The organism is Solwaraspora sp. WMMD792 (genome assembly GCF_029626105.1).
Lineage (GTDB): Bacteria > Actinomycetota > Actinomycetes > Mycobacteriales > Micromonosporaceae > Micromonospora_E.
Window position 1 is genome coordinate 5,898,545 of the sequence record NZ_JARUBH010000009.1, and the last position, 25,787, is coordinate 5,924,331.

The following is a 25,787-nucleotide window of genomic DNA, read 5'->3' on the forward strand; positions in this document are numbered from 1 at the left end:
GACGGACCGGCGATCAGCCGACCCGGCTCAGTCGCCGGTCGATGTCCACTGAGTCCACCTTACGGACGCGGCGATTCGGCTGCGGCCAGGCGCCGCCCTGGGACACCTATTATCGGTGGCGACCGAGCGCCTCGCCCGATGCCGCGTGGAGGATTCATGTCCGGCTTCGCACCCGTCCCACTTCCCGCCTGCGAGCCAAACTTCCAGCCGGATGCGGTCGCCGCCGAGATCGAGACCTGGGTGTCCGCTGAGCCGATACGGGCACTCGTCGACAGGTTCGGCGGCACCCTGCCGGCCACCGCCGTCGGCCCGCTGCTGACCTGGTTGGACGGCTTCTCCGGTGAGCACTGGGACTTTCGGAAGAAGGCCGCCGGGGTGGAACGCGACCAGGTCAGACCCCCCCACTTCGATCGGGCGACCGCCCAGTTGGTGACCGACGCGGCAACTGCCCTCCAACTGGTCGAGCCGCGGCTGCCGGCCCACCGGGAGTACGACCATCTGCTCGTCCTCGGCGGCCTGGGCCGGGCCTGCCTGCAGCGCACCGAATACGCCGCGCGGCTGATCGATCAGGGTGCGGTCAGCGTTGCCGAACTGGCCGCGCTGGGCAGTTTCCGGCCGCTGACCACGGCGGAACGGGAACTGCCCGGACTCGCGGACAGCGGGTACGAGGTAGACGCGATGGACGCCGGGGTGCGGGCCGCGTTCCGCCTCGACGGACCCGGGCTGCGCGAATCGTCGGACGGCCCGGTCGACCACAGCTCCTGGTCGGTGCGCACCTACCGGTCACCGGCCGGTACGGCAGTCCGGGTGCTCGCCGCACCGTCAAGTGAACCGGCCACCCGCCGGGCCAACACCCCGGACACCTACGAGTTCTGGGCCCGGCGGGTCGACCTACGCGCCACCGACCGGATCTTGGTGGTCACCTCCCCGATCTACGTGCCGTTTCAACACGCCGACGCCCTGCGCATGCTGGCGCTGCGGTACGGCTGCGGAATCGACACCATCGGCTTCGACCCTGGCGCGGTGAGCGTGCCGCTCGCGCCCGGCGCCACCAACCCGGACCGCTACCTGCAGGAGATCCGCTCCGGGCTGCTGTCCATGATGCGGCTGTACCAGGCCGCCTCCGCGCCCGCAGCCGTACGATGACCAGCGACTTCGCCCGCGCGCCTCTGCCGTCGTGCCGGTCGGGCGGCGACCGGGCCAGTGTGGCCGAGGGAATCGCCGGGTGGCTGGGCTCGGCCGCGATGACCGCACTGCTGGCCGCGTTCGGATTCCGGCTGCCGGCTGCCGCCCCGCTCGGCGACCGGCTCGCCGACGCCGCGCGTTTCTCCAGCCGATGGGACTACCGCAAGGGGAAGGAACGGCACCAGGCGGTCGGCGAGAAATTCGAGCCGGAACTCGACGCGCTGATCAGGCGGACCACCGCCGCCCTCGGCCTGGCCGACTGCGCGACGCCTGCGGAGCGACGGTACGACCACGTCCTCGTCCTCGGCGGCGGAGTCCGTACCATGCTGGCCCGGGCCCACCTGGCCGCGACGACGGTCCTGCGGGATGGAATCGGAGTGTCGGCCGTGGCCGGGCTGGGCAGCACCCGGCCGCTCGTGGGTCAGGCCGAGACAACCCGCGAGCTGGGGCTGCGGCCGTGTCCCACCGAAGGCGACGCGGTGGCGGAATCGCTACGCCTCGAGTTCGGTCTCGGTGAACCAACCAGTTGCCGGGACGGCGACGGCTGGTGGGTACGGGAGCACGTCGACGTTCGGCCTCCGGTGTCGGTACTCGCCGCGCCGTCGACCCGGCCGGGGATGCGCGCCAACACGGCCGACACGTTCGTCGGGTGGGCCGAACTCCTGCCCGGAGCCGCCCGCGACGCCCGGCTGCTGCTGGTCACGACCGACATGTTCGTGCCTTTCCAGCACTGTGACGCGGTACGGGTGCTCGGCCTCGGCTACGGCGCCACGATCGAGACGATCGGGTTCGCGACCGCGACCAGCCGGTGGGTGCAGCCCGCCGACACGTTCGAGGTGCTGCAGGAGGTCCGCTCGGCGATCCGCTCCATGCAACTGCTCTACGCCGCCGTGGACTGAATCGCCTCGCGGAACACCCGCGACTTGTGTTCCCAGTTGTCGTACCGTCCGTAGCTGGGTGCTGCGGGGGACAGCAGCACCACGCCGCCCGCCGGGGTGACCTCGCGGCTCAACCGCACGGCGTGCACCAGATCGCCGGTGGACAATGTGGTGATGCCCGGCAGGTCGCGCAGCAGGTCGAGGATCACGTCACCGTTGTCCGGCAGGCCGATCAGCGTCGCCGTGATCTTGCGCTGCTCCAGGTAGTCCCGCAGCGGGGTGTAGTCCACCGCCCGGTCCAGACTTCCGCCGACGATCACGGTCAGCGGGCGGTCCGCGTATGCCTCGATCGCGTACATCGCCGACTGCGGAATGGTCGACAGTGAGTCGTCCACAAAAGTAAGCCCGGACGGGTCAGGCAGTTCGGTCATCCGGTACGTCAGCGGCGCGTACTCCCCGACGGCGCGGGCCAGGTCGTCGCGGTGGGTCAGGCAGTCGACGCCTTCCCCCTGCACCGCGGCCAGCGCCACGCAGAGGTTGCCCTCGTTGTGCCGCCCGACCGGCGCGAACAGGTCGCGTGGGAACAGCGGCTCGCCGGCCAGGAAAACCCAGCGCCGGCCGTCGGGATGCTCGGTCACATGGAACGAGTCCGGCCGGTTTCCAGCGACCAGCGGCAGCTGGAGACCGGCACCCAGCTGGTGCAGCTCGGCGGCCAGCCGCTCGTCCTGGCCGTTGTAGACGACCACCTCGGCGCCGTGCATCGCCACGTTGAGCTTGTCGCGGTAGTAGCCACTCTCACTGCCCGACCAGTCGAGATGCTCCTGGAACAGCGAAGTCAACGCGACCACCCGGGGCGAGTCCTCGAGGTCGGCACACTGGTAGACGCTCAGTTCCAGCACGTACCGCTCCGACTCGGGCAGGGCGAGCGCCGCCACTCCGATGTTTCCGCCGAGGGTGGCCTGCCGACCGACCGCCGCCAACATCTGGTGGATCAGCGTCGTCGTCGTGCTCTTGCCCTTGCTACCGGTGACCCCGACGGTACGCGTGGCGTGGTCGGCCATCCACAGAGCGGTACCGCCGGTCACCACCCCGCCCCGGGCACGGTGCTCCACGATCCAGGGATGCGTCTGGCCGATGATCGGCGACCGGACGATCACGTCGATCGAGCGGAGCTGGTCGTGGGCCGCCTCGCCCTCGTACAGCGGCGCGATCTCGGCGAGTCGGCCGTCCCAACCGGTGGCGAGGAAGGTCGTCCGGTCCTGGACCGCGATCATCCGCGCGGGACCGTACGGGGCGATGGCCTCGGCGGCGGCGATCGCCTCCCGGCCAGTACCCCAGACGGCGACCTGCCGACCTGTCAAGTCCTCCAGATGCACGGGCGCTCCTCGGATGCCACCAGAAACCGGCGACTAGGGCTGTCACAGTACCGAGACGCCAGACGACCACAGTCGGGACGCCTCGGCAGTGAATAACATAGCGCCGTGACGTCCCTCGCGGAGCAGGTAACCGCGCTGGCGCGGGCGGCTCCGATGCCCGCCGTCGCGGTGTGCGTCTTCGACCGGCAGGGCGTACTGGCCCGAGCGGTGCACGGCGTCGCCGACTTGTCGGTCGGCCGGCCGGCGACTGCCGACGAGTGGTGGGACCTGGCGAGCCTCACCAAGACGCTGGTCACGCTGCCTGAAGTTCTCAGTCTGGTGGCCGACGGTCGGTTGGCACTGGAACAGCCGCTCGCCGAATGCTGGCACCGGGCGGTCGGCCGACCGGTCGGCAGGGCCACCGTCGCTGACCTGCTCAGTCACCGGTCCGGACTACCCGCCACCGTTCCCTTCTTCCGGACCCTCACCGGGCGCGCGGCGGTCGTGGACGCGGCGCTACGCACCGAGCTGGCGGACCAGCCGAGGGTGGTCTACAGCGACCTGGGCTTTCTACTGCTCGGTGCGATGGTCGAGGATCTCGCTGACGAATCGCTGACTGTGCTTGCCCGACGCCGGACCGGGCTGCACATGGGGCGGGCCCCCGGCCGCGCCGCCGCCACCGAACACTGCCCGTGGCGTCGGCGACTCATCGTCGGAGAGGTCCACGACGAGAACGCTTGGACGATGGGCGGTGTCGCCGGGCACGCCGGCGCGTTCGGCACGCTGCAGCTGGTCAGTTCGGCGGCGCGGAGCTGGCTGGCCGAGCAGGCCGTAAGCCCGGACCTGCATGCGGCGGCCCGGTCGTGCTGGGCTACCGGCCACGACACCGAGCGGTTCGGCTTGGGCTGGTGGCTCACTCCGACCAGAGGCCTGGGCGGGCCGGTCGCCGGACCGGACGGCTACGGCTGCTCTGGTTTCGTCGGCAACCGGGTGTGGCTCGAGCCCAGCCGTGGCTATGGCGTGGTCATCTTGAGTAACCGTGTCCATCCACGGCGCGACGTTCGTGCCCCATTCGCCGCCTGGTGCGATCGCCTGCTTGCAATGCTGGCGACCGAGGTGTGGAGCCAAGGGGACTCGAACCCCTAACCCGCGTCCGGGCCTTGGATCGGGTCGAACCGGACACGTCGGCTCGCTGGCCTGCGGCGGGTTCCTCGACGTCTCTCGGCCTCTCGCAGCTGCTTCGGTTCTCGTTTGTACTGGCGTTGTCGTAGTTGATCTTTGTAGGTCGGCTTGCCGCTGTTTGGCTGGCCCCGGCAGCGATGACGTGATCCCGACTCGGTGAGTTCGGTGATTGTGCTTGTCGTCGATGATGGTGCGCGTGGCTCGGGTGTTTCCTCGTCGGTGGCGGCGGCGGACGGTTGTGTTTGCGGTCTTCGCTGTCGTCTGTGGCCTGGTGGCCCTGTTCGCCTGGTGGAATCCGTGGGGGTGGGGGCTGCCTCGGTTCGGTTGGGCGGGTACGGAACAGGCTGGCTGGATCGCGGGGATTATCGGCAGCGTGGCGGCTTTGGCGGCACTCGTCGACGGGTTCATGGCTCGGCGCGTCAAGCGTGGTCCGTCGTCGGTGCCGAAGGGTGCGGTGGTGCGTGTCGGGCGGGTCCCGGAGCGGGCGGCGTGGTTTCAGGGTCGGCCTGCGGGCGCGGAGCTGTCGCGGGCGGCCAGGGCGGGCCGGACGGCGGTGTTGACGCAGGTGTTGTCGGGGATGGGTGGGGTGGGCAAGACCCAGTTGGCGGCGGAGTTCGCGCGCCGGTTGGAGCGGGGTCGTGAGGTGGATGTGCTGGTGTGGGTGACGGCGTCGAGTCGTGACGCGATCGTCGCCCGTTACGCCGACGCTGCCCGCTCGGTGGGTGCCGCTGTGGCGGGAGACGGGGACGATGAGGCTGCGGCCAGCCGGTTCGTGTCGTGGTTGGAGCGCACGTCGAAGCGGTGGCTGGTCGTGTTGGACAACCTCGATAGCCCTGGTGACGCTGCGGACTGGTGGCCGCCGAACAGTCGCAATGGTCGGACGGTGGTGACGACCCGTCGCCGTGATCCGGTGCTGCACACGGACGGCCGTTTCCTGGTCGACGTCGATGTGTTCAGCCCGGATAACGCTGTCGATTATCTTGACGGTGCGATCGGTGCCAGTGGTGACCAGGATGACGATCTGGCTGCGTTGGCCGCTGATCTGGGGTGTCTGCCGTTGGCGTTGGCGCAGGCGGCCGCGTTCATCCGGGACCGGGGTATCGATCCTGCCGGTTATCGGGCCCGGCTGGCTGACCGGCGGAAGAGGTTGATTGAGCTTGTCCCGCCGGATGACGCTCTCCCAGATGGGCACCGGGCGACGGTCGCGGTCACGTGGTCGCTGTCGATCGACGTGGCGGACAGCCATCCGCCAGCCGGTCTGGCTCGGCATGTCTTGAACCTCGCCGCTGTGCTGGATCCGAACGGCATCCCCGAGGCCGTGTTCACCGCCGATGCTGCCGTGGCGCACCTCGCGGACCGCAGCGGGCGGCAGGTGACAGCTGACGACGTACGCGACGCGCTACGGAACCTGCACCGACTGAGCCTTGTCACCCACGACACGGCCACCGGCACGGTCCGCGTCCACGCCCTGGTGCAGCGGGTCACCCGCGACACCCTCGACCCGGTCCACCTCGCCGCTCTCGCCCGGGCCGCCGCTGACGCTCTACTGGCTGTCTGGCCCGAGATCGACCGGGACCACGACACCACGCAGACCTTGCGTTCCAATAGCACCGCCCTACGGACGGCCAGCGGTGATGCACTCCTGCAACCCGACGCTCATCCGCTGCTGTTTCACAGCCCCCGCAGCCTCGGGAACACCGGACAAGTCGCGGCTGCCGCTACCGCGTTCGAGGAGTTGCTCGCCGACTCTGTGCGGGTGCTGGGGCCGGATCACCCCGACACCCTGACCACCCGCAGCAACGTCGCTTCCTGGCGGGGTCGAGCGGGTGACGCCGTCGGCGCGGCCGCCGCGTTCGAGGGGTCGCTCGCCGACACTGTGCGGGTGCTGGGGCCGGATCACCCCGACACCCTGACCACCCGCAACAACCTCGCTTACTGGCGGGGTGAAGCGGGTGACGTCGCCGGCGCGGCCGCCGCGTTCGAGGAGTTGCTCGCCGACCGGCTGCGGGTGCTGGGGCCGGATCACCCCGACACCCTGACCACCCGCAACAACCTCGCTTACTGGCGGGGTGAAGCGGGTGACGCCGTCGGCGCGGCCGCCGCGTTCGAGGAGTTGCTCGCCGACTCTGTGCGGGTGCTGGGGCCGGATCACCCCGACACCCTGCGCGCCCGCAGCAACGTCGCTTCCTGGCGGGGTGAAGCGGGTGACGCCGTCGGCGCGGCCGCCGCGTTCGAGGAGTTGCTCGCCGACACTGTGCGGGTGCTGGGGCCGGATCACCCCGACACCCTGCGCGCCCGCAGCAACGTCGCTTACTGGCGGGGTGAAGCGGGTGACGCCGTCGGCGCGGCCGCCGCGTTCGAGAGGTTGCTCGCCGACCGGCTGCGGGTGCTGGGGCCGGATCACCCCGACACCCTGACCACCCGCAACAACGTCGCTTACTGGCGGGGTGAAGCGGGTGACGCCGTCGGCGCGGCCGCCGCGTCCGAGGAGTTGCTCGCCGACTCTGTGCGGGTGCTGGGGCCGGATCACCCCGACACCCTGACCACCCGCAGCAACGTCGCTTCCTGGCGGGGTCGAGCGGGTGACGCCGTCGGCGCGGTCACTGCGTTCGAGGAGTTGCTCGCCGACACTGTGCGGGTGCTGGGGCCGGATCACCCCGACACCCTGACCACCCGCAACAACCTCGCTTACTGGCGGGGTGAAGCGGGTGACGCCGTCGGCGCGGCCGCCGCGTTCGAGGAGTTGCTCGCCGACCGGCTGCGAGTGCTGGGGCCGGATCACCCCGACACCCTGACCACCCGCAACAACCTCGCCCACTGGCAACGACAGACCAGCACCTGATCTGCGCCTTGATGCCTTCCGGACAAGGGCAACCGTCTCTCGCCGAGGGCCGAGTAACACGGCGCGGCGGGCGGTTGCCCGGCAGTGACGGTGGTTTTCCGCCCCGGCCGCGTAGCGGTCCGGGGTGGCTTGCCGCCGGGCGGTGTTCCGCCCGCGCGCCGCGCTGGGCGCGGCGTCTTGATCCAATACAGAACTATTCGGCAACGTGGGAAGCAGTGACTGCGGGCACCGGCTGCTGGTACGCCGACCCTGCACCAGCGGCAGAAGATCCAAGTTTCTGCCGATCTCCCGGGGTGCTGCGGAAGTAGGTCGGGACCAAGCCGACCCGCACCGCAGCCGCGCCAGCGGCGAGGAGCGGAAGCGGCGCGGTAGTTGGGGTTGACCACGACTCGCGGCAACGGCGACGTCAGGTCACGCGGTGGTGCTGGGCCTGCTCCTCGTCGGCGGTGACGGTGGCGCTGCGGTAGTCGAGTCCGCGTAGCTCGGGGCGGGCGTCAACGAGGGTCGCCGCGATGGTTCGGGCTGTTTGGATGGCTGCGGTGAGGTCGTGGGCGTGGATCGGAATGTGGACGACGTAGCGGCGTTGCGCGCTGGTGGCGCTCGCTCGGTCTGCGTCGTCCTGGTGGTCGCGGTCGGCGCTGCGCAGGGCTGGTGTTGGTCGGGTGTGGGTGCCTCGGCCGTGTTCGGTGGTGACGAGTCCGTCTTGGCGTAGGGCGTTGATGGCGGCGCGGATGGTGCCGCGTGCGACGTTGAACTCTTTGGCGAGTGCGGTTTCTGCGGGTAGGAGTGCGCCGGGTGGTATGGCGCCGCTGGTGATGCGGTCGCGGAGTTGGTCGGCTACGCGGCGGTAGCGGGGTGTTCCGTAGTGCGGGGTTGGCACTCGTGTCACGTTACCTGTCTGTTGTGTAGTCAAGTGCCGTCTGGCTGCTCATTTCTACGTCTGGACAACAGGTCCACTTGTAGGTACGTTTCTCTGTGTGTGGTCGGGTTAGCCGCTCGTGATCAAGGGGTTGGCTGCGTTCGGCGTCCCGGCCACACGCCTCGCGTACTGCCTGTCAGCGCCTCCTCTGTGTGGGGGTGCGGGTGGTGTGCGTCCTGGTCGGGGTGCGGCGTTACCCGACTCCGCCCGCCGGGCGGTGCGCCGTATCTCGCGGTGGGGCCGGCGGCTCTGCGCGTTACCCCCGTTGCGTGCGGGGTCGCCGGTCTCCTGTCAGCGTGGGAGGTGCTGATCATGAAAGCTTCGCGGTCACGTCTGGTGGCGTGGTGGCATCGTCGACGTCGGACCGGCCCGACTGTGCGGGCGGTGGCCCGTGTCGTCCCTGGGTGGGCGGTGGAACCGACCCGGGTGTCTCCGCTGGTGGTGGGTACGCCGTTGTTGACGGTGGGTCAGCGGTTCCGGGCTGCTGGTGGGCGGTGGTCGCGGTGACCACGGTCGGCGGCAGTGCGGAGAAGGTGGAGCATCCGGCGTGGTGTGCGCGGGATCGGTGCGGGCACGTCGTGCCACCACTCTTTGCGCACATGGCGCGGCGGCACCGGTCCAGGTTGTGTCAGGTGGGGACGCCTCGTGTCGCTGGCGGCAGTGTGGTGGCGTATCTGATCGGTGGTGACCGGTTGCCGCCGGTGGTGGCGGTGCACGCGGCTGCGCCGTGGCTGGGCGCGGGGTGTGCTGAGTTGCGGTTGTCGGAGGTGCGCAAGCTCGTCGATGCGTTGACCGGCCTGCTCGCCGACGCTGATGCGGCTGGCACCGGACCGGGCGACGACACCAACGGTGCCGACCGGGGGAAGGTGGGCGGCTCGTGAACGGGGAGGATGCCCGGCCGGGTGGGCTGGTGTTGTGTCCGGTGTGGTGTGCGGGGTGTGGTCCGCGTGACCGGATGCACCGGGCTGGTCTGGTGACGGCGGGGACGGAGCGCACGGGCTGGGTGAGCGCGGATGTGATCGCTGATCACGGGGCGGTGTCGGATGTGCGGGTGAAGGTGGACGTCACCCGGTACGCGTCGACGCAGACGGTGTTGCTGCAGCCGGGTCCGGCGGCGCGGTTCCTCGGCGGCCTGAACCAGGCGACTCGGCTGTTGCACGCGTTCACCCGCCCGACAGTGCGGGTGGAGGGGTTGGCGTACCGGCGGGCTGCGCAGTTGGAGCCGGGGATGCGGGTGCTGCTGTTCGGCGGCGTGGTCCTGGTCGTCGACACCGACGAGGTTCCGGAGTTCCCGACGGCGGCGTTGTTGTCGGTGCGGCAGGAGTCCGGCGGCCCGGTCTACACGGTGCTGGTGCCGGCCGATATGGAGCCGCTGGTGATCGGCCCATGACCCAGCGGATCACGCGCCGGGTGGTGCGGGGCGGGGTGTGGGCGGACCGTCCGGGTGCGCCGAGCACCTGGCAGACGTATGAACGTCTAGGGGGTAGCGTTGCCGGTGTGACGGCCAAGGACTGGCGACCCCGGTATCTGCAACTCGCTGAGCAGTTGCGGGGTCAGATCCTGTCCGGGGACATGCCGCCGGGCACGTTGATGCCGTCGGAAACCGAGTTGGCCGACTCGTCGGGCCTGTCGCGCACGAGTGTCCGTAACGCGATCCGGCAGCTGCGGGAATGGGGCCTGGTCCGCGCCGAACAAGGACGCGGCACCTACGTGCGGGCTCCCCGTCAGCGGGTACGGCGGCGCAACACGGAGCGCTACCAATGGGAGAAAGACCGCGTCCTACTCTCCGACGAGCAGCGGCGGGCGACGGGTGGCACGGAGCATGACACCGGGTTGACGGTCGATGATCTGAAGTTCCACGCCGAGTACACCCGCGTCCCGGCCGATGCCGAGATGGCGGCCGCGTTCGGCGTCGAGCCGGGTACGGAGTTGCTGCGGCGGGTGTACTGGACGACGACGCGCACGGAGTCGGCTCCGTTGTCGGTGTCGTACTCGTTCCTGCCGGTGGCGTTGATCGCCGGGAACCCGGACCTGCTCGACGCCTCGAACGAGCCGTGGCCGGGCGGGACACAGCATCAGCTGTACACGGTCGGCATCGAGCTGGACCGTATCGTCGACGAGATCCGCGCTAGGCCTCCGTCGCCGGATGAGGCCGAACTCCTCGACATCGATCCGGGCGTGTCCGTGCTCACGGTGCGGAAGACGTCGGTGGACATCGGTGAGCGGGTGGTGGAGGTCGCCGACGTCGTCATGCCCGGCGACCGGACAGAGCTGGTGTACTCCAACACGCTCACCCGGTGGCCTGCTTGACCCAGGTCGTTTCGGTCATCACCCCGGTGCACCCGCCCAGCATCGGCTACCTCGCCGACGCCTACGCCTCCCTGGCCGCCCAGCAGATGCCGGACGGCTGGGGGTGGCGGTGGCTGGTCCAGGAAGACGGACGCACCGGGACCGTAGCCGACGCCCTACCCGACGACCCGCGTATCTCCGTCGGTGTCGGCCGACCCGGCGGCCCCGGAGTCGCCCGCACGCTCGCGATGGAACGTGTCGACGGGCCGTTGGTGAAGGTCCTCGACGCCGACGACCAACTCACCCCCGGTGTCCTCGCCCGGGACATCGCCACCCTGATCACGCACCCGACTATCGGGTGGACGACGTCGCGGGTGCTGGATCTGCTGCCGGACGGGTCCACGGTCGGCTTCGACTCCGACCCACCCTCCGGCCCGGTAGCCCGCGGTGACGTCCACGCGTTCTGGCTCGCCAACAACTACCGGGCACCCGTGCACCCGGCGACCCTGTGCCTGCGCACGGATGTGCTGTTCGCCCTGGGCGGCTGGATGGCCCTACCCGCGTCCGAGGACACCGGCCTACTCCTGGCCGCGAGCACCATCACCGGCGGCTACTTCCACGCCGAAACCGGGCTGCTGTACCGCAAGTGGCCCGGACAGGTCACCAGCCAGGCCGCGCACCGCGAACCCGCCGAACACACGACCCGGATGCGGATCATCAACACCCGCGTCAAGGCGCTGACCAAGCTCAACGCCACGATCACCCTGCCCTAACCGGCACATCCGGCCCCGCCTGGTCCACAGCCGACCGGCGGGGCTTCTTCGTGTGCTCGTCGACGTCCGTTGACCCGGTAGCCGGCCTGGGCGGGTTGCGGCGTTGTCCGCAAGGGTCATTCGGGGTATACCGGACCACTTTCCGAGACTTGTTGACATGTCTGCCAAGTAATCCCTACCTTTGGTCCTGCCGGTTGGCAGACGTTACTACAAGTTGGGAGTTGCAGAGATGGCTCTGCGAGGCGGAACGAGGTTCTCGGTCCGGTGTTCGGACGTGTTCCCGGCGGGGTGCGCGTTGGTGCCCGAGTCGTTGGGTGAGGTCGAGGACTACGACGAGAAGACGGGTCGGCGGTCGCCGGCGAAGGACAAGCTGACGGGTCAGCGGGTGTGGCAGGTCCGGGTGATGGACCTGGACCCGGAGTTGGGGAAGCGGTCGCGGGAGACGACGGTGAAGATCTCGGCGGACTACCAGCCGGTCCCGCCGACCGGCACGCCGTTCGAGGCGGTGGAGTTCGACGACATGACGGTCACGCCGTACGTGGCGAGCAACGGGCGGATGGCGTACTCGCTGCGGGCGTCGGGGATGCGCGCCCCGGCCGGCGCGGCCTCCAACGGCACCGGTAAGGCGCGCACGGCTACGGGGTCCGGCTCGTAGCACTCGGTTCGGGGTGGGGCTGTCTGGTCTTGGCGGACGGCAGCCCCACCCCTGGTGTCTTCCCCCACTCCTCTTCTTCAGATTCGGTGAGGTTCCGACGTGTCCCAGGTTAAGCGCGCCCACGATCGGGCGCGGATCCGCTGTGCCGACTGCAAGAACCTGTTCACCCCCAACCCTGCCGACGCCCAGGGCGACACCGACACCGACAACTCGGCTGCCGGTGGGGATGTAGCCCGGTGTGGGCTGTGTGTGGGCCAGATGGTGTTGCCGTTCCCGAGGTTGCGCGACGCTCGCGGCCGATTCCTCCCCGTCGGGGGTGGCCGGTGATGGGGCGTCCCCGTGGTGAGGTCGTCACCACCGTCTCCGGTGACCTGCTCGTGGTCCGGCCTCGGCGGCTGCGGCTGCCCTGGTGGGCGGTCCTCCTCGGCCTGTTGGCCCGCTGGACCGGTCGGGGCCTGTGGTGGTGCCTCAAGCATCCACGCATCCTCACCGTCTCGGTGATCACCGTGGCCGTGTACCTCGACTACGGCGTGCCCGGCCTGGTCACTCCGGTCGTGCTGGCCGGGTTGGGGTCGGCGGTGTGGCGGTGGCGGCACGAATCGTCCTGGTGGGCGTGGTGCGCCGGGCCTGTGCTCGGTCGGTGGCGGCACACATTCGTCTATCGACGGGTGTGGCGCGAAGCGATGACCATGTGTGACCTGTCGCGGGTCTACCAACACCAGACCGTGTTACCGCAGCTCCTGGCCGTGCACTGTGACCAGGCCCTTGACGTGTTGTCGGTGCGGATGCTGCGCGGCCAGACCCCCGCCGACTTCCAACGCGCGACCGAGCAGCTTGCCTATGCGTTCGGCCGGCGGCACGCACGGGTGTACACCGAACGGCCGGATGAACTCCCCGTGCGTGGCGGCGGCTGGGTGGGGTGGCTGCTGCGCCAGGTCGACGCCTACCGGTTCCGTGACCGGCCCGACGTCGTCTACGTCGTCCTGGTCCGCACCGACGCCCTACGCAAGACCGTTCCGCCGTTCCCGGTCCCGACCGTCCCGGACTTCACCGCGCTGCCCCTCGCGGTGCGGGAAGACCTTCGCACGTGGCACCTGCATCTGTTGGCGACGCATGTGCTGATCGGTGGGGCGACCCGACGCGGTAAAGGCTCCGTCCTGTGGTCCCTCGTCCGGTCCCTGGCGGGTGGGGTGTCGTCCGGGCTGGTCCGGCTGTGGGTGATCGATCCCAAGGGCGGGATGGAATTCGCGTTCGGCCGGCCGATGTTCGCCCGGTTCGCCTCCACCTCCTTCGACGCCATGGCCGACCTGCTAGACGAAGCCGTCGCGGTGCTGCGGGAACGGCAGGCACGCCTTGCCGGCACGGTCCGAGTCCACACACCCACCGTCGATGACCCCCTCGTTGTCGTGGTGATCGACGAGATGGCGGCCCTGACCGCGTACCTGCAAGACGTCGAGCTGCGTAAGCGCATCGCCGCCTCGTTGGGGCTGCTGCTGTCCCAGGGTGCCGGCGTCGGCGTCCTGGTGGTGGCGGCGTTGCAGGACCCGCGTAAGGAGGTGCTGCCGTTCCGGGACCTGTTCCCCACCCGGATCGCGCTCGGGCTGACTGAGGCGTCGCAGGTGGACATGGTGTTGGGCGACGGGGCACGGGCACGGGGTGCGTTGGCGGATCAGATGCCGTCGTGGGCCAAGGGCGTCGGCTACGTCCTGCTGGACGGCACACCCGATCCGGTGCGGGTCCGGTTCTCCTACCTCACCGACACCGACATCAAGGCCATGGCGGCCGAGTACGCGGCGCCGGTGGCCGCTGCGGACATCCTCGCCCAGGTTGGCCGGGAAACCGCCCCCGAACCCGACCAGTCCCCGGCGACGCCTCGGCGGATTCCGTTGCCGCATAAGCCCTCCGGGCCACTGCTACCTGACTCACTACTCAACATCCTCCGGCACGACCAGGGCGACACCGACACCAACAGCGGGGGTGGTTCCCCGTGAGCGAAACGCAGACGCCGGGGCGGCGCTTCTACCGGCTACGGACCCCCACCCCCGACGGCGGACGCGGAACAGCGGTCTCCGTCCGCGTGGATACCGACCGGCCCGACCCCTACCCGCTGTATGTCGCCATCGGTGGCGGCCGGCGGCGGGTCTACCTGACCCCCGGTGAGGCGTGGGCGCTGTGGCGCTGCCTGTCCGAAGCGGTCGCCTCCCTCGGCGACCCACCCGACCACATCCGCACCACCATCCACCCCACCCGGAGGTAACCGACCATGGCACCCCTCAACCGACCCTCCTGGCTCCTCGTCCGGCTGCCGTGGCTGGCCCGACTCCTGCACCGGCCGATCCGCATCACCGCGACCGGCCCCGCCGATCAACTCGCCGCGCTCCTCTGCGGGCTCCGCACGTACCTCAACCTTCGTGGCCGGCCAGGCATGCGGGTCCGCATCGATCTGACCATCACCGACGACAAGGACAACGCATGAGCTAGCAGCGTGCGGAAACCGTGCTGCGGCTGGTCATCCTGCTCGCCATCGGCTCGATGGCCGGCGCGGCCGCGTTCACCCACGTCCATGACCTGTCCGTCGCCCACGGCCAACCCCACTGGATCGGCTGGGCCAACGCCGTCGCCGTCGAACTCATGGCCATCTACCTCGGCCTGGAAATCCGCGCACGACGCCGGGCCGGTCGACCGGTCGGGTTCGTCGCCGTCCTCCTCGTCGGCTTCGCACTGCTCTCCCTGGCCGCGCAGGTCGCCGAAGCCGAACCGTCAGTGTGGGGCTGGATCGCCGCCGCCGTCCCGTCGCTGGCGTTCCTCGCCCTGGTCAAAGTCGTCCTGTCCAGCGCACCCGCTGTCCCGGCGAGTCCGGCGGCGTCGACTACGGCGGCCAACCCGACCAATCCGACTGGTCCGGCTGATCGGGTGCGCGTCGACCAGGCGGAAACCGTCGACCAAGTCCCGACCGACGACACCGACCCGTCGCCCGATGACGTCGAGCGGCCTGCGGTCGTCGAACCGGTCCGCATGTCCGGTCACGCGTCGGTGCTGCCGCCGCTCGGGGTCGTCCAGCCGCGACGGGCCAACGGGATGGTGGTCGGCCGATGACCGCACCCACCACCCTCCCCGGCCTGGAAGCATCCGCCACGGATCGGCCGGCGACCGTCGAGCAGCCTCGACCGGGCTCACGTGCCGCGCGGATGGGTCTGCCCCGGTCGGTTGATGTCCTGCGGGACGTCGCCACTGAGTACGGGGTGTGTATCCGTCCGCTGGCGATGCACAGGACGGATCTCGACACCGGCCGTACCGAGGTCATCGACCTGCCCTGCGGCGCCACCCGCGAGGACAAATGCCCGCCGTGCGCGAAGCGGAACCGGCGTCTACGGCAGGCGCAGATCCGCGACGGCTGGCACCGCGACGACGAACCACTACCCCCACCCGAACCCGCCTCGGATGAGCAGAAAGCGCTGATCGTGCTGCGGGCGCACTTCGAGTTCGAACGAGACGCGCCCGTACGGGAAGCCGACTGGAAGCAGGTCACCGACCTCGACGACGCCATCCGCGAAGTCGAAGACGCGATCACCGCCGAAGGACTACGCGGCCGCGTCGCACCACCCCACACCCCGACCACCGCCGACGCCGACGGTGTCGACCAGGGCGACGCGCAGGACAACGGCAAGCGGCGGAAGCGGTCGACCAGACGGCGCCAGGACGCACCCGACCTACCCCGCCGCCCGGTGGAGGCGCGCACGGTCGGGAAGACGTACACCGCACCCGACGGCAACACCTACCGCCCGTCGATGTGGCTCACGCTCACCCTCGACTCCTACGGACCCGTACGCCCGGACGGCACCCCGGTCAACCCCGACCGGTACGACTACCGCCGGGCCGCCTGGGACGCGGTCCACTTCCCCCGACTGCTGGACCGCTTCTGGCAAAACCTCCGCCGCTGTGAAGGCTGGAACGTCCAGTACGCCGGATGCGTCGAACCGCAACGACGCCTCGCGCCTCACGCGCACTTCGCGATCCGCGGCACCATCCCCCGCCAAACCCTGCGGACCGTGGCGGCCGCGACCTATCACCAGGTGTGGTGGCCCTCCGTCGACGTCCAGCACTACGGCGGCGAACACCTACCCGTCTGGGACGTCGACCAGGGCGCGTGGGTCGACCCGCACACCCGCGAGCCGCTGACCAGCTGGGCGGACGCACTCGACCAGGTCGACGCCGACCCGGACGCCGAACCGGTCCACGTGGTCCGCTTCGGCAGCCAGGTCGACGCACGCGGCGTCATGCCCGGCACCGCTGACGCGGAACGGACCATCCGCTACATCACGAAGTACATCACCAAACACGCCGCCGACTGCCACACCACCACGACTGGCCGGCAACGCGCCCATCTCGAACGGTTCTGGCGACAGCTGCAGGTCACCCCGTGCACCGACCGCTGCGCGAACTGGCTCCTCTACGGCGTCCAACCGAAGAACGCCAGTGCGAAGCTGCGGCCGGGACGCTGCCGGGGCAAGACCCACCAACGCGCCACCCTCGGCATCGGCGGCCGACGCATCCTCATCTCCCGCGACTGGTCCGGCAAAACCCTCACCGACCACAAACACGACGCACGGGCCTGGGTCCGGGCACTGCTCGGCGCAACGACCGACCTGGCCGGCGTCGACCAACCCACCGGCACCGACGACGCGGGCTCGGTGCGGCACGCGTGGGAACTGGCCCGACCCGACGACCCGGACGTCACACCCCTCGGGCACCGGCTCCTGCGCTCCATCTCCGAACGCGCCCGCTGGCGCTCCCAACTCCTCGCCGCGAAGGACCGAGCGGCCCAGGAGACGAGGCACAACCTTTCGGCAACTGGCGACGGCGGCGAAGGGAAGCAATGACCACCCCCACCATTGAACCTCTCTGGACTGTTCAGGAAGTGTCGACGTACCTGCGGGTTCCTCAGTCGACGCTCTACCAGTGGCGGTACCTGCGGACCGGGCCACGGGCGTCACGGGTAGGCCGTCACCTCCGGTACGACCCGGCCGACGTGCGGGCCTGGCTCGCGGATCAGGCGGCCTGACATGCCCGTTGATGATCTCTGGTTTCTGAACAAGCGCGGGCCGAACGGCAAACGGCTGCCCTCGAAGCGGCACGGCCAGGGCAACCGGTGGCGGGTCCGGTTCACCGACGCCTCCGGCCGGGCGCGCACCATGTTCTTTGAGCGCAAGGTCGACGCGGACGCGTGGGATGCCGACGCCCGTGCTGGTGTCGCCCGTGAGACCAGGGTCGACCTGGCCGACCGACAGATCACGTTCCGGGAGTACGGCGAACGCTGGCGGCTGTCCCGTGAGATCGGCTGGGCGGTGGAGACTCGGCGGCGGGTGGAATCAAACCTGCGGCTGCACCTGTACCCGGTGTTCGGCGACCAACCGGCGCGGTCGATCCGGCTCACGTCCGTACTCGAATGGTTGACCCGCCGGCTGTCCGAGGACACTCCGAGATCGACGCTGCGGCTCTACTTCGAGCTGCTGGATGCGGTCCTGGCGGCGGCCGTCACGGACAAGCTCATCCCGGACAACCCGTGCGACGGGGTGAAGCTGGCCCAGGTGCTGCGGGGCGTCTCGCGGGTGCCCAAGTGGGTGCCGACTGAGGCGGAGGTGTTGGCGCTGATCGACGCCGTTCCTCCGCGCTACCGGGCGGCCATCTGGCTTGGTGCGGGTCAGGGCTGCCGGCACGGTGAGGCGCTGGGGATGGAAGACAGCACGCGGTGCATCGACGTCGGACGCGGCGAGCTGCATATCGTTCAGCAACTGCGCTACTCGCCCAAGGTGTACGACGGGTTCTACCTCAGTGAGCCGAAAGCTCGTTCGTCCGGCACGATCGATCTGGATCCGGTGGTGGCGGAGATGCTGGCCGATCACGTCCGCGAGTTTCCGCCGGTCGGCGTCGACCTGGTCGACATCTGCGGGGGTGACCCGGTGCGCCGGACGGTGCCGCTGTTGTTCACCACTACGCGCGGTCGGCCGTTCACTGACCGGACCTGGTCGCGGGAGTGGGCGCGCTGGCGGGAGGCGGCGGGGTGGCCGAAGGAGCACGGCACGTTCCATGCGCTGCGGCACTTCTTCGCCACGACGTTGATCACGAACCACGCCGAGCCGCAGGAGGTACAGCGGCTGCTGCGACACAAGACGCTGCGGATCACGCTGGAAACGTACGTGCACTGGTGGCCGAAGCGGGAGCGCACGCGGGGCCTGGTCGGGGCGGCGTTGCGGGCGGCGGCCGACGGGAGCCACCGACCATGATCAACACTGGTTTGTACCGAGGTTGTACTAGTAGATCTTGGGAAACGCCCAAGCCCTGGTCAGGGCATGTGGTGAGTGGAGCCAAGGGGACTCGAACCCCTAACCCCTGCCTTGCAAAGGCAGTGCTCTGCCAGTTGAGCTATGGCCCCGAGCGGTCCCCGTCGCAGCGGTGCCGACTGCGGTCCGGGGAGAAGGAGTGGATCAGCGGAGGTCAGGAGCGGTGGTCGCCTCGTGCCAGAGGGCACGCTCGTCGCTGGTCTCCTTGACCTTCTTGGCGATCAACGCAGCAACGCCGATGACGCCGGCGATGATGAGGATCTTCTTGACCATGGGGCGTGTCCCCTTACGCTCGACTGTCGTGGAGTGGGGCTAGCTGGAATCGAACCAGCGACCTCAGAGTTATCAGCTCTGCGCTCTAACCGACTGAGCTATAGCCCCGTACGCGACGAGCAAGGTTACCGCACCCGTGCCCTACACCCCAACTCGGGGCGAAAGCCACCGGCGTCCGGCGAACGGAGCGCCGGACCATGGGGGAGACTACCGGATCGCGGACGGCCGGGGCCAATGGGTATCGACCCGCCCGGCCGTCCTCCACCTCCCTGCGCGGGCCAGGTCAGTCCCGCTCGGCCAGGGTCAGTTCGATCCCGCCGACCAGGTCGGCGCAGACGTTGTAGATGAACGCGCCGAGCGTTGCCAGCGCGGTGTAGAGCACCACGTTGATCAGCCCGAACAGCGCCGCCGTGCCGATCACGCCCTGGGCGGTGATCCGCAGGCTCGGACCGTCCCCGGCGCCGGTGCCGATCAGGTCACCGAGGCTGGCGTTGACGCTCTGGAACACGCCCATCGCGTCGAGCGCCAGGTAGAGCACCGAGGTCGCGACGATCACCACGATGAACAGCACCAGCGACACGGCGAACGAGAACTTCATGACCGACCAGGGGTCGATCCGCTTCAGGTTCAATCGAGCTCGACGCGGCCCTCGCGAGGCAGCCGAGCTGACCCCGGGTCGCGCGGTCCGGGCACCGTCCGGGCCGACCCGCGCCGCGCCGACCGCGCCAACTCCGGCACCGGCACCGGCACCACCGATCGTGCGTACGGTCGGTGAACCCAACCCGGTCCGCGAGCCGGGGGTGGCCGTACCCACCCGGGCCGTGCCGCCGATGGTGCCGAACTGCCCGGTGGGTCCGAGCCCACCGCCCGGTCGGGTGCCACTTGCCGCGGTGGCGCCGAGCGCTCCACCGGTGAATCCGCTGCCGGAGCTGGCCGGCGGAGCGGATGAAACAGGAGGTGCCGACGTCACAGGAGGTGCCGACCTTCCGGAAGAGGCGGAGATGCCGCCGAGCTGAGTGGCGCTGTCGCCGGTGCCGCCGGCGCGGGTCGAACCGTCGGCGGAGTCGCCGGTGCCGCCGGCTGAGTCGTCGGCGGGTCTGTCGGGCGGGGGAGGCATCCCTGGCGCCCGGGTGAACTTAGGCGACGGCGAATCACCGGGCACACTGGCCCGGCCGACAGCGGCGCGGCCGGTGGCCGTTGATGTGCCTCCGGCGGCGGATTCCTCGTCGACCGGAGCCGCCGAGGATCCTGTTCCCCCCGACTTCGCCTGGGTCTCCGTCATCAACTAGTCCTGTTCGTCAGGCTCGTCGGCATTGCGAGCAATGGCCACGATGGTCACGCCGTCTGGGAGGTCCATGAGCTTGACCCCCATTGTGTTCCGGTCCCGGGTACGTCGTACAGGCTTCACCGGAGTCCGGATCACGCCACCGTTGCTGGTGATCGCGAAGAGCTCGTCGTCCGGACTGATGACGACCGCGCCGACAAGACCACCACGGCGCTCGGTGATCTTGGCAGTCAGCACGCCCTTGCCTCCCCGACCCTGCACCGGATACTCCTCGATCGGAGTACGTTTCGCGTACCCGCCGTTGGTGGCGACCAAAACATCCAGGTCCATCCCCTCCCGGACGACCGCCATGGCGAGCAGCTCGTCGGTATCGGTGAACCGCATCCCGATCACCCCCGACGTAGCCCGCCCCATCGGACGCAGCGCCTCGTCGGTCGCGGTGAACCGGATCGCCTGGGCGTTCTTGGAGACCAGCAGCAGGTCGTCGGCCCCGCCAGCGAGAGCCGCCCCGACCAGTTCGTCGGCGTCCCGCAGGTTGATGCCGATGATGCCACCGGAGCGGTTGGAGTCGAACTCCTCCAGCCGGGTCTTCTTGACCAGGCCGTTGCGGGTCGCCAGCACCAGGTAGGGCGCCACCTGGTAGTTCGGGATCCGGATGACCTGGGCGATGTGTTCGTCCGGCTGGAAGGCCAGCAGGTTGGCCACGTGCTGACCCCGGGCGGTACGCGACGCCTCCGGCAACTCGTACGCCTTCGCCCGGTAGACCCGGCCCTTGTTGGTGAAGAACAGCATCCAGTCATGGGTGGACGCGATGAAGAAGTGGCTGACGATGTCGTCCTGGCGCAGCGTCGCACCGCTGACGCCCTTGCCGCCCCGGCGCTGCGAGCGGTAGAGGTCGACCTTGGTCCGCTTGGCGTACCCGGTGCGGGTGATGGTGACCACCACGTCCTCGCGGGCGATCAGGTCCTCCATCGAGACCTCGCCGTCGAACGGCACGATCTTCGTCCGCCGCTCGTCGCCCCACTTGGCGACGATTTCGCCGAGCTCCTCCGAGACGATCCGCCGCTGCCGCTCGGGCTTGGCCAGGATGTCCTTGAGGTCGGTGATCTCCAGCTCGATCCGGGCGAGCTCGTCGATGATCTTCTGCCGTTCGAGGGCCGCCAGCCGGCGCAGCTGCATGTCCAGGATCGCGGTGGCCTGGATCTCGTCGACGTCGAGCAGCCGCATCAGGCCCTGCCGGGAGTCCTCGACCGTCGGCGACCGCCGGATCAGGGCGATCACCTCGTCGAGCATGTCCAGCGCCTTGACCAGACCGCGCAGGATGTGCGCCCGCTCCTCGGCCTTGCGCAGCCGGTACGCGGTGCGCCGCCGGATCACGTCGATCTGGTGCTCGACGTAGAACCGGATGAACTGCGCCAGGTTCAGCGTGCGCGGCACCCCGTCGACCAGGGCCAGCATGTTGGCGCCGAACGTCTCCTGCAACTGGGTGTGCTTGTAGAGGTTGTTGAGCACCACCTTGGCGACGGCGTCGCGCTTGAGCACCAGCACCAGCCGCATGCCGGTACGCCCGGACGACTCGTCGCGGATGTCGGCGATTCCGCCGATCTTGCCTTCCTTGATCAGCTCGGCGACTCGCTCGGCGAGGTTGTCCGGGTTGACCTGGTACGGCAGCTCGGTGACGACCAGCGACGTCCGGCCCTTCTTGTCTTCCTCGACCTCGACCACGGCGCGCATCCGGATCGACCCGCGACCGGTGCGGTAGGCGTCCTGGATCGGGGTGGTGCCGACGATCAGACCGGCGGTCGGGAAGTCCGGGCCCTTGACGATCTCGATCAGCGCATCGAGCGTGGTCGCCTCGTCGACCTCCGGGTTCTCCAGGCACCACTGCACCGCCGCCGCGATCTCCCGCAGGTTGTGCGGCGGGATCTTGGTGGCCATGCCGACCGCGATGCCCTCGGAGCCGTTGATCAGCAGGTTGGGGATCCGGGCCGGCAGGATCACCGGCTCCTTGGCCCGCCCGTCGTAGTTGTCCTGGAAGTCGACGGTGTCCTCGTCGATGTCCCGCAGCATCTCCATCGCCAACGGGTCGAGCTTGCACTCTGTGTAGCGCATCGCGGCTGCCGGATCGTTGCCCGGGGAGCCGAAGTTGCCGTTGCCGTCGACCAGCGGGTACCGCAGCGACCAGGGCTGCGCCATCCGGACCAGCGCGTCGTAGATGGCCGAGTCGCCGTGCGGGTGGAACTGGCCCATCACGTCACCGACGACCCGGGAGCACTTGACGTAGCCCCGGTCCGGCCGGTAGCCCGAGTCGAACATGGCGTAGAGGATCTTGCGGTGTACGGGCTTGAGCCCGTCCCGTACGTCCGGCAGCGCCCGCCCGACGATCACGCTCATCGCGTAGTCGAGGTACGAGCGCTGCATCTCGACTTCCAGCCCGACCGGCTCGATGCGGTCGTGGCGGGCGACCGCCGCCGCGGCGGCTGCCACGGGATCCGGCTCGCTGCCGAAGGACTCGGGAGTATCCGTCACAGTTAACCCTTATCAACCTTAAAACCGTCGTACCGTGCTGGACAACGGCTGTGGAAGCTGGCGAAGTTGCTGATGACGCGGCCGGGCCGGCCCCGGTTCGGGGGTCGGCCGGCCGCGCGGTGCGCTAGATGTCCAGGAAGCGGACGTCCTTGGCGTTGCGCTGGATGAAGGAGCGCCTCGCCTCGACGTCCTCACCCATCAGAACGCTGAACAGCTCGTCGGCGGTTGCGGCGTCGTCCAGAGTCACCTGACGCAGCGTACGCGTCGCCGGGTTCATCGTCGTCTCCCACAGCTCGGGGTAGTTCATCTCGCCCAGGCCCTTGAAGCGCTGGATGTCGTCCGGCTTGGCGTTCGGCTTCTTCTGCTGGCGCAGCACGATCAGTCCGTCGCGCTCCCGGTCGGAGTACGCGTACTGGGCGTCGTCGCCCTTCCGGTTCCACTTGATCTTGTACAGCGGCGGGGCCGCGAGGTAGACGTGGCCCAACTCGACCAGCGGACGCATGAACCGGAACAGCAGGGTCAGCAGCAGCGTCTGGATGTGCTGGCCGTCCACGTCCGCGTCGGCCATCAGCACGATCTTGTGGTAGCGCAGCTTCTCGATGTCGAAGTCGTCGTGGATACCGGTGCCCAGCGCGGTGATCAGCGCCTGGACCTCGTTGTTCTTCAGCACCCGGTCGATCCGAGCCTTCTCCACGTTGAGGATCTTGCCCCGGATCGGCAGGATCGCCTGGGTACGCGGATCCCGCCCCTGCTTGGCCGAGCCGCCGGCCGAGTCGCCCTCGACGATGAAGACCTCCGACTCGCGCGGGTCGGTGGACTGGCAGTCGGCCAGCTTGCCCGGCATCGACCCGGACTCCAGCAACGACTTGCGCCGGGCCAGCTTGCGGGCCTGCTGGGCGGCGATCCGGGCGCGGGCCGCCTGGGTGGCCTTCGTGATGATCATCTTGCCTTCGGCCGGGTTGCGGTCCAGCCAGTCGACCAGCCACTCGTTGCAGACCCGCTGCACGAAACTCTTCACCGGGGTGTTGCCCAGCTTGGTCTTGGTCTGGCCCTCGAACTGCGGGTTGGCCAGCTTGACCGAGATGATCGCGGCGAGACCCTCCCGGATGTCCTCGCCGGAGAGCTTCTCGTCACCCTTGAGCAGCTTCTTGTCCATGGCGTACTTGTTGACCACGCTGGTCAACGCGGACCGGAAGCCCTCCTCGTGGGTGCCGCCCTCGTGGGTGTTGATGGTGTTGGCGAAGGTGTAGACCGACTCACCATATGATTCGTTCCACTGCATGGCGATCTCGACCGACATGCCCTCCTCCTCCGCGCCGAACTCGACCACGCTCTTGTGGATCGGGTTCTTCGAGGCGTTGAGGTGGCGGACAAAGTCCGAAATGCCACCCTTGTAGCAGAAAGTCACCTCACGGTGCTTCCCGTCGTCATCGGCCACCCGCTCGTCCCGCAGCTGAATGGTCAGCCCACGATTGAGGAAGGCCATCTCCTGCAACCGGCGGTAGATCGTCTCGAACGCGTACTCGGTGGTTTCAAAGATCGACGGATCCGGCCAGAAGGCGACCGCGGACCCGGTCCGGTTCGTCGCCTCGCCCTTGTCCAGCGGCGTCGGCTTCGAGTTGGCGTACTGCTGCCGCCAGACGTGGCCGTCCTTGTGGATCTCGACCTCCATCTTCACGGAGAGCGCGTTGACCACCGAGACACCGACCCCGTGCAGACCGCCGGAGACCGCGTACGCCTTGCCGTCGAACTTGCCGCCGGCGTGCAGCACGGTCAGGGCGACCTCGACACCCGGCTTCTTCAGCTTGGGATGCAGGTCCACCGGGAAACCGCGGCCGTTGTCGGTGACCCGCACCCCGCCGTCGGCGAGCAGCACCACCTCGATGGTGTCGCAGTGCCCGGCCAGCGCCTCGTCGACCGCGTTGTCCACGACCTCCCAGACCAGGTGGTGCAGGCCGCGCTCACCGGTCGAACCGATGTACATGCCCGGTCGCTTGCGGACCGCCTCGAGACCCTCCAGCACGGTGATCGACTCGGCGCCGTACTCCTGGTTGTTCTGCGCTGACACCCTCAGCCACTTTCTCGCACACCTGGGCCGCGACGGCACAGGGACGCGGGGTTCGGCGAATCTTCCGACGGCGGGCGGACGCGAACCGGCACCATGGCCGACAACCCGCATCTTCCGGGTGGATCGCCGACGGGTGGCGAAACGCGCCGTACGCCGCAGAGGACCCGCGGATCACGAACGGCTGGGCCCCGTACGGTCCGGCGATCACGGCTGCCGGTGGTCACCTCGTCGGTGATCCTGCCAGGCGGGCTCCGGATCGTCGCGCCGCGCGGGTCTCCCTCGTCTCTGTCTCCGATCCTACTGTGCCGAGCCGACATAACCGGGACGCGGCACCCCCGTAAAGCGGCTGAGAGGTTCGTAGCCGGCCGCACCCCACCCACCGCGACCACCCCCACACGCACCAGACCCGTCATTCGGACGGCCACGGGGCACCGCACCGTCGGTGCGGCGGCCCGCTGGGCCACCTGAAGGTGAAACGACTACCCGGATGCCGCTACAGTGCCGCTACCGCACAGGCTCGCACCGGACAGCAGCATCGCGGATGCGCACCCGGCCCGGGCCACCAGCTGGAGAAGGGTGACGCTTGCGATGGGGCTGGACAACGTCGCGGTGCAATGGCCACGGGTCGGCGAGTTCTACGAACCGGTCGCACCGGCCGAGTTCGTCGACTTCGACAAGCTGGCGGAGCAGGCCGACGTCGCAGCGCCGACCGCCGCGCTCGCCGGTTACATCGCGAAGACCGGCAGTGTCCGCGCCACCGCCTACACCGAACTGGTGGACCTGCTGCTGGGGCTGACCGGAGTGCTGTACGCCACCGAGGCGGCCGCCGAGGACGAGGACCCGGTGATCGACCCGGACGGCTGTGCCTGGATCGCCGGCGGCCTGGAGCGGTTCGTCGACGGCCACGACCGGTACGGCGACACCGTCACCTTCGACACGGTCGGGGCGGTGCTGCGCGACGCCCTCGCCGGGGCCCGGCTAGCCGAACAGCAGCTGCGCTGGCTGGACAGCCGGCTCGACGCGCTACGCGACGACGCCGGTGACGCGCCGCAGTGGAGCTTCCCCCGGTCGGAGCTGGCGGTGCTCTCCCGCTTCTACCGGCGCTGCGCCGACCGCGGCTTCGCCGTCTACGCCGACGCGGAAGCCTGATCCCGGGCGGCCGGCAACCTCCGGGCGGCCGGCGTCGGCCAGGGAGCGGCCCGGCCGGGTGGGA

At 69.5% G+C, this 25,787-nt stretch carries 23 protein-coding genes and 2 tRNA genes; 17 read left to right on the forward strand and 8 right to left on the reverse strand.

Annotation, left to right across the window (positions count from 1 at the left end):
• The first annotated feature begins 156 nt into the window (after positions 1-156).
• Both O7629_RS27425 and O7629_RS27430 read left to right on the forward strand, forming a co-directional pair.
• Positions 157-1,146, forward strand: a complete 990-nt coding sequence (locus O7629_RS27425) for a hypothetical protein (RefSeq protein ID WP_278172844.1) — start codon at positions 157-159, stop codon at positions 1,144-1,146.
• Positions 1,143-2,084 (forward strand): hypothetical protein, encoded by a 942-nt coding sequence (locus O7629_RS27430; protein ID WP_278172845.1) that lies wholly within the window; start codon positions 1,143-1,145, stop codon positions 2,082-2,084. Before O7629_RS27425 ends, O7629_RS27430 begins: the two co-directional genes overlap by 4 nt.
• On the opposite strand, the gene murD is transcribed toward O7629_RS27430, so the two are convergent.
• Positions 2,066-3,439, reverse strand: a complete 1,374-nt coding sequence (murD, locus tag O7629_RS27435; protein WP_278172846.1) for a UDP-N-acetylmuramoyl-L-alanine--D-glutamate ligase — start codon at positions 3,437-3,439, stop codon at positions 2,066-2,068. The genes O7629_RS27430 and murD overlap by 19 nt on opposite strands.
• Before the next feature lie 105 nt (positions 3,440-3,544).
• Between murD and O7629_RS27440 the strand changes: the two genes are divergently transcribed.
• Both O7629_RS27440 and O7629_RS27445 read left to right on the forward strand, forming a co-directional pair.
• Positions 3,545-4,564 carry a serine hydrolase domain-containing protein gene (locus O7629_RS27440; RefSeq protein ID WP_278172848.1) on the forward strand — a complete coding sequence of 340 codons (1,020 nt, stop codon included), beginning with the start codon at positions 3,545-3,547 and terminating at the stop codon, positions 4,562-4,564.
• Between the two features lie 409 nt (positions 4,565-4,973).
• Complete coding sequence (locus O7629_RS27445; RefSeq protein WP_278172849.1) at positions 4,974-7,442, forward strand: tetratricopeptide repeat protein; 2,469 nt, start codon at positions 4,974-4,976, stop codon at positions 7,440-7,442.
• A gap of 406 nt (positions 7,443-7,848) precedes the next feature.
• Here the strand turns inward: O7629_RS27445 and O7629_RS27450 are convergent, their stop codons facing one another.
• Positions 7,849-8,322: a winged helix-turn-helix domain-containing protein gene (locus tag O7629_RS27450; protein WP_278172850.1), complete on the reverse strand. Its 474-nt coding sequence runs from the start codon at positions 8,320-8,322 to the stop codon at positions 7,849-7,851.
• 671 nt (positions 8,323-8,993) lie between these two features.
• Between O7629_RS27450 and O7629_RS27455 the strand changes: the two genes are divergently transcribed.
• The 12 genes from O7629_RS27455 to O7629_RS27510 all read left to right on the forward strand — a co-directional run bounded on the left by O7629_RS27455 (position 8,994) and on the right by O7629_RS27510 (position 18,362).
• Complete coding sequence (locus O7629_RS27455; protein ID WP_278172851.1) at positions 8,994-9,242, forward strand: hypothetical protein; 249 nt, start codon at positions 8,994-8,996, stop codon at positions 9,240-9,242.
• Positions 9,243-9,412: 170 nt separating this feature from the next.
• The gene (locus O7629_RS27460) at positions 9,413-9,751 is read left to right on the forward strand and encodes a hypothetical protein (protein WP_278172852.1); all 339 of its coding nucleotides are present in this window, start codon (positions 9,413-9,415) and stop codon (positions 9,749-9,751) included.
• A gap of 107 nt (positions 9,752-9,858) precedes the next feature.
• On the forward strand, positions 9,859-10,671 hold the full coding sequence (locus O7629_RS27465; protein ID WP_278172853.1) for a GntR family transcriptional regulator: 813 nt from the start codon (positions 9,859-9,861) through the stop codon (positions 10,669-10,671).
• On the forward strand, positions 10,659-11,423 hold the full coding sequence (locus tag O7629_RS27470; RefSeq protein ID WP_278172854.1) for a glycosyltransferase family A protein: 765 nt from the start codon (positions 10,659-10,661) through the stop codon (positions 11,421-11,423). The genes O7629_RS27465 and O7629_RS27470 overlap by 13 nt, the downstream gene beginning before the upstream one ends.
• Before the next feature lie 229 nt (positions 11,424-11,652).
• On the forward strand, positions 11,653-12,078 hold the full coding sequence (locus tag O7629_RS27475; RefSeq protein ID WP_278172855.1) for a transcriptional regulator: 426 nt from the start codon (positions 11,653-11,655) through the stop codon (positions 12,076-12,078).
• Between the two features lie 326 nt (positions 12,079-12,404).
• A complete protein-coding gene (locus tag O7629_RS27480) occupies positions 12,405-14,069 on the forward strand; it encodes an FtsK/SpoIIIE domain-containing protein (RefSeq protein ID WP_278172856.1) in 1,665 nt (554 codons plus the stop codon).
• Positions 14,066-14,335 (forward strand): hypothetical protein, encoded by a 270-nt coding sequence (locus O7629_RS27485; protein WP_278172858.1) that lies wholly within the window; start codon positions 14,066-14,068, stop codon positions 14,333-14,335. The genes O7629_RS27480 and O7629_RS27485 overlap by 4 nt, the downstream gene beginning before the upstream one ends.
• A gap of 6 nt (positions 14,336-14,341) precedes the next feature.
• A complete protein-coding gene (locus O7629_RS27490; RefSeq protein ID WP_278172860.1) occupies positions 14,342-14,554 on the forward strand; it encodes a hypothetical protein in 213 nt (70 codons plus the stop codon).
• A gap of 20 nt (positions 14,555-14,574) precedes the next feature.
• Positions 14,575-15,174 (forward strand): DUF2637 domain-containing protein, encoded by a 600-nt coding sequence (locus O7629_RS27495; RefSeq protein WP_278172861.1) that lies wholly within the window; start codon positions 14,575-14,577, stop codon positions 15,172-15,174.
• Positions 15,171-16,958: a replication initiator gene (locus O7629_RS27500; protein ID WP_278172863.1), complete on the forward strand. Its 1,788-nt coding sequence runs from the start codon at positions 15,171-15,173 to the stop codon at positions 16,956-16,958. The genes O7629_RS27495 and O7629_RS27500 overlap by 4 nt, the downstream gene beginning before the upstream one ends.
• Positions 16,955-17,140: a helix-turn-helix domain-containing protein gene (locus tag O7629_RS27505; protein WP_278172865.1), complete on the forward strand. Its 186-nt coding sequence runs from the start codon at positions 16,955-16,957 to the stop codon at positions 17,138-17,140. Before O7629_RS27500 ends, O7629_RS27505 begins: the two co-directional genes overlap by 4 nt.
• A 1-nt stretch (position 17,141) precedes the next feature.
• The gene (locus O7629_RS27510) at positions 17,142-18,362 is read left to right on the forward strand and encodes a site-specific integrase (RefSeq protein WP_278172866.1); all 1,221 of its coding nucleotides are present in this window, start codon (positions 17,142-17,144) and stop codon (positions 18,360-18,362) included.
• Between the two features lie 76 nt (positions 18,363-18,438).
• Here O7629_RS27510 and O7629_RS27515 read toward each other — a convergent pair.
• From O7629_RS27515 to gyrB, 6 genes are all read right to left on the reverse strand, one after another.
• Positions 18,439-18,511 (reverse strand) — tRNA-Ala (locus tag O7629_RS27515).
• A gap of 52 nt (positions 18,512-18,563) precedes the next feature.
• Complete coding sequence (locus tag O7629_RS27520; protein ID WP_233606623.1) at positions 18,564-18,692, reverse strand: DLW-39 family protein; 129 nt, start codon at positions 18,690-18,692, stop codon at positions 18,564-18,566.
• A gap of 34 nt (positions 18,693-18,726) precedes the next feature.
• Positions 18,727-18,800: transfer RNA gene (locus O7629_RS27525), tRNA-Ile, on the reverse strand.
• A 175-nt stretch (positions 18,801-18,975) separates the two neighbouring features.
• Entirely contained in the window at positions 18,976-19,974 is a 999-nt protein-coding gene (locus O7629_RS27530) for a DUF3566 domain-containing protein (protein ID WP_278172867.1), read from the reverse strand.
• Between the two features lie 3 nt (positions 19,975-19,977).
• The gene (gene gyrA / locus O7629_RS27535; protein ID WP_278172869.1) at positions 19,978-22,506 is read right to left on the reverse strand and encodes a DNA gyrase subunit A; all 2,529 of its coding nucleotides are present in this window, start codon (positions 22,504-22,506) and stop codon (positions 19,978-19,980) included.
• A 124-nt stretch (positions 22,507-22,630) separates the two neighbouring features.
• A complete protein-coding gene (gene gyrB / locus O7629_RS27540; protein ID WP_278172871.1) occupies positions 22,631-24,574 on the reverse strand; it encodes a DNA topoisomerase (ATP-hydrolyzing) subunit B in 1,944 nt (647 codons plus the stop codon).
• Between the two features lie 588 nt (positions 24,575-25,162).
• Between gyrB and O7629_RS27545 the strand changes: the two genes are divergently transcribed.
• Positions 25,163-25,723: a hypothetical protein gene (locus O7629_RS27545; protein ID WP_123606635.1), complete on the forward strand. Its 561-nt coding sequence runs from the start codon at positions 25,163-25,165 to the stop codon at positions 25,721-25,723.
• Positions 25,724-25,787 lie beyond the last annotated feature (64 nt).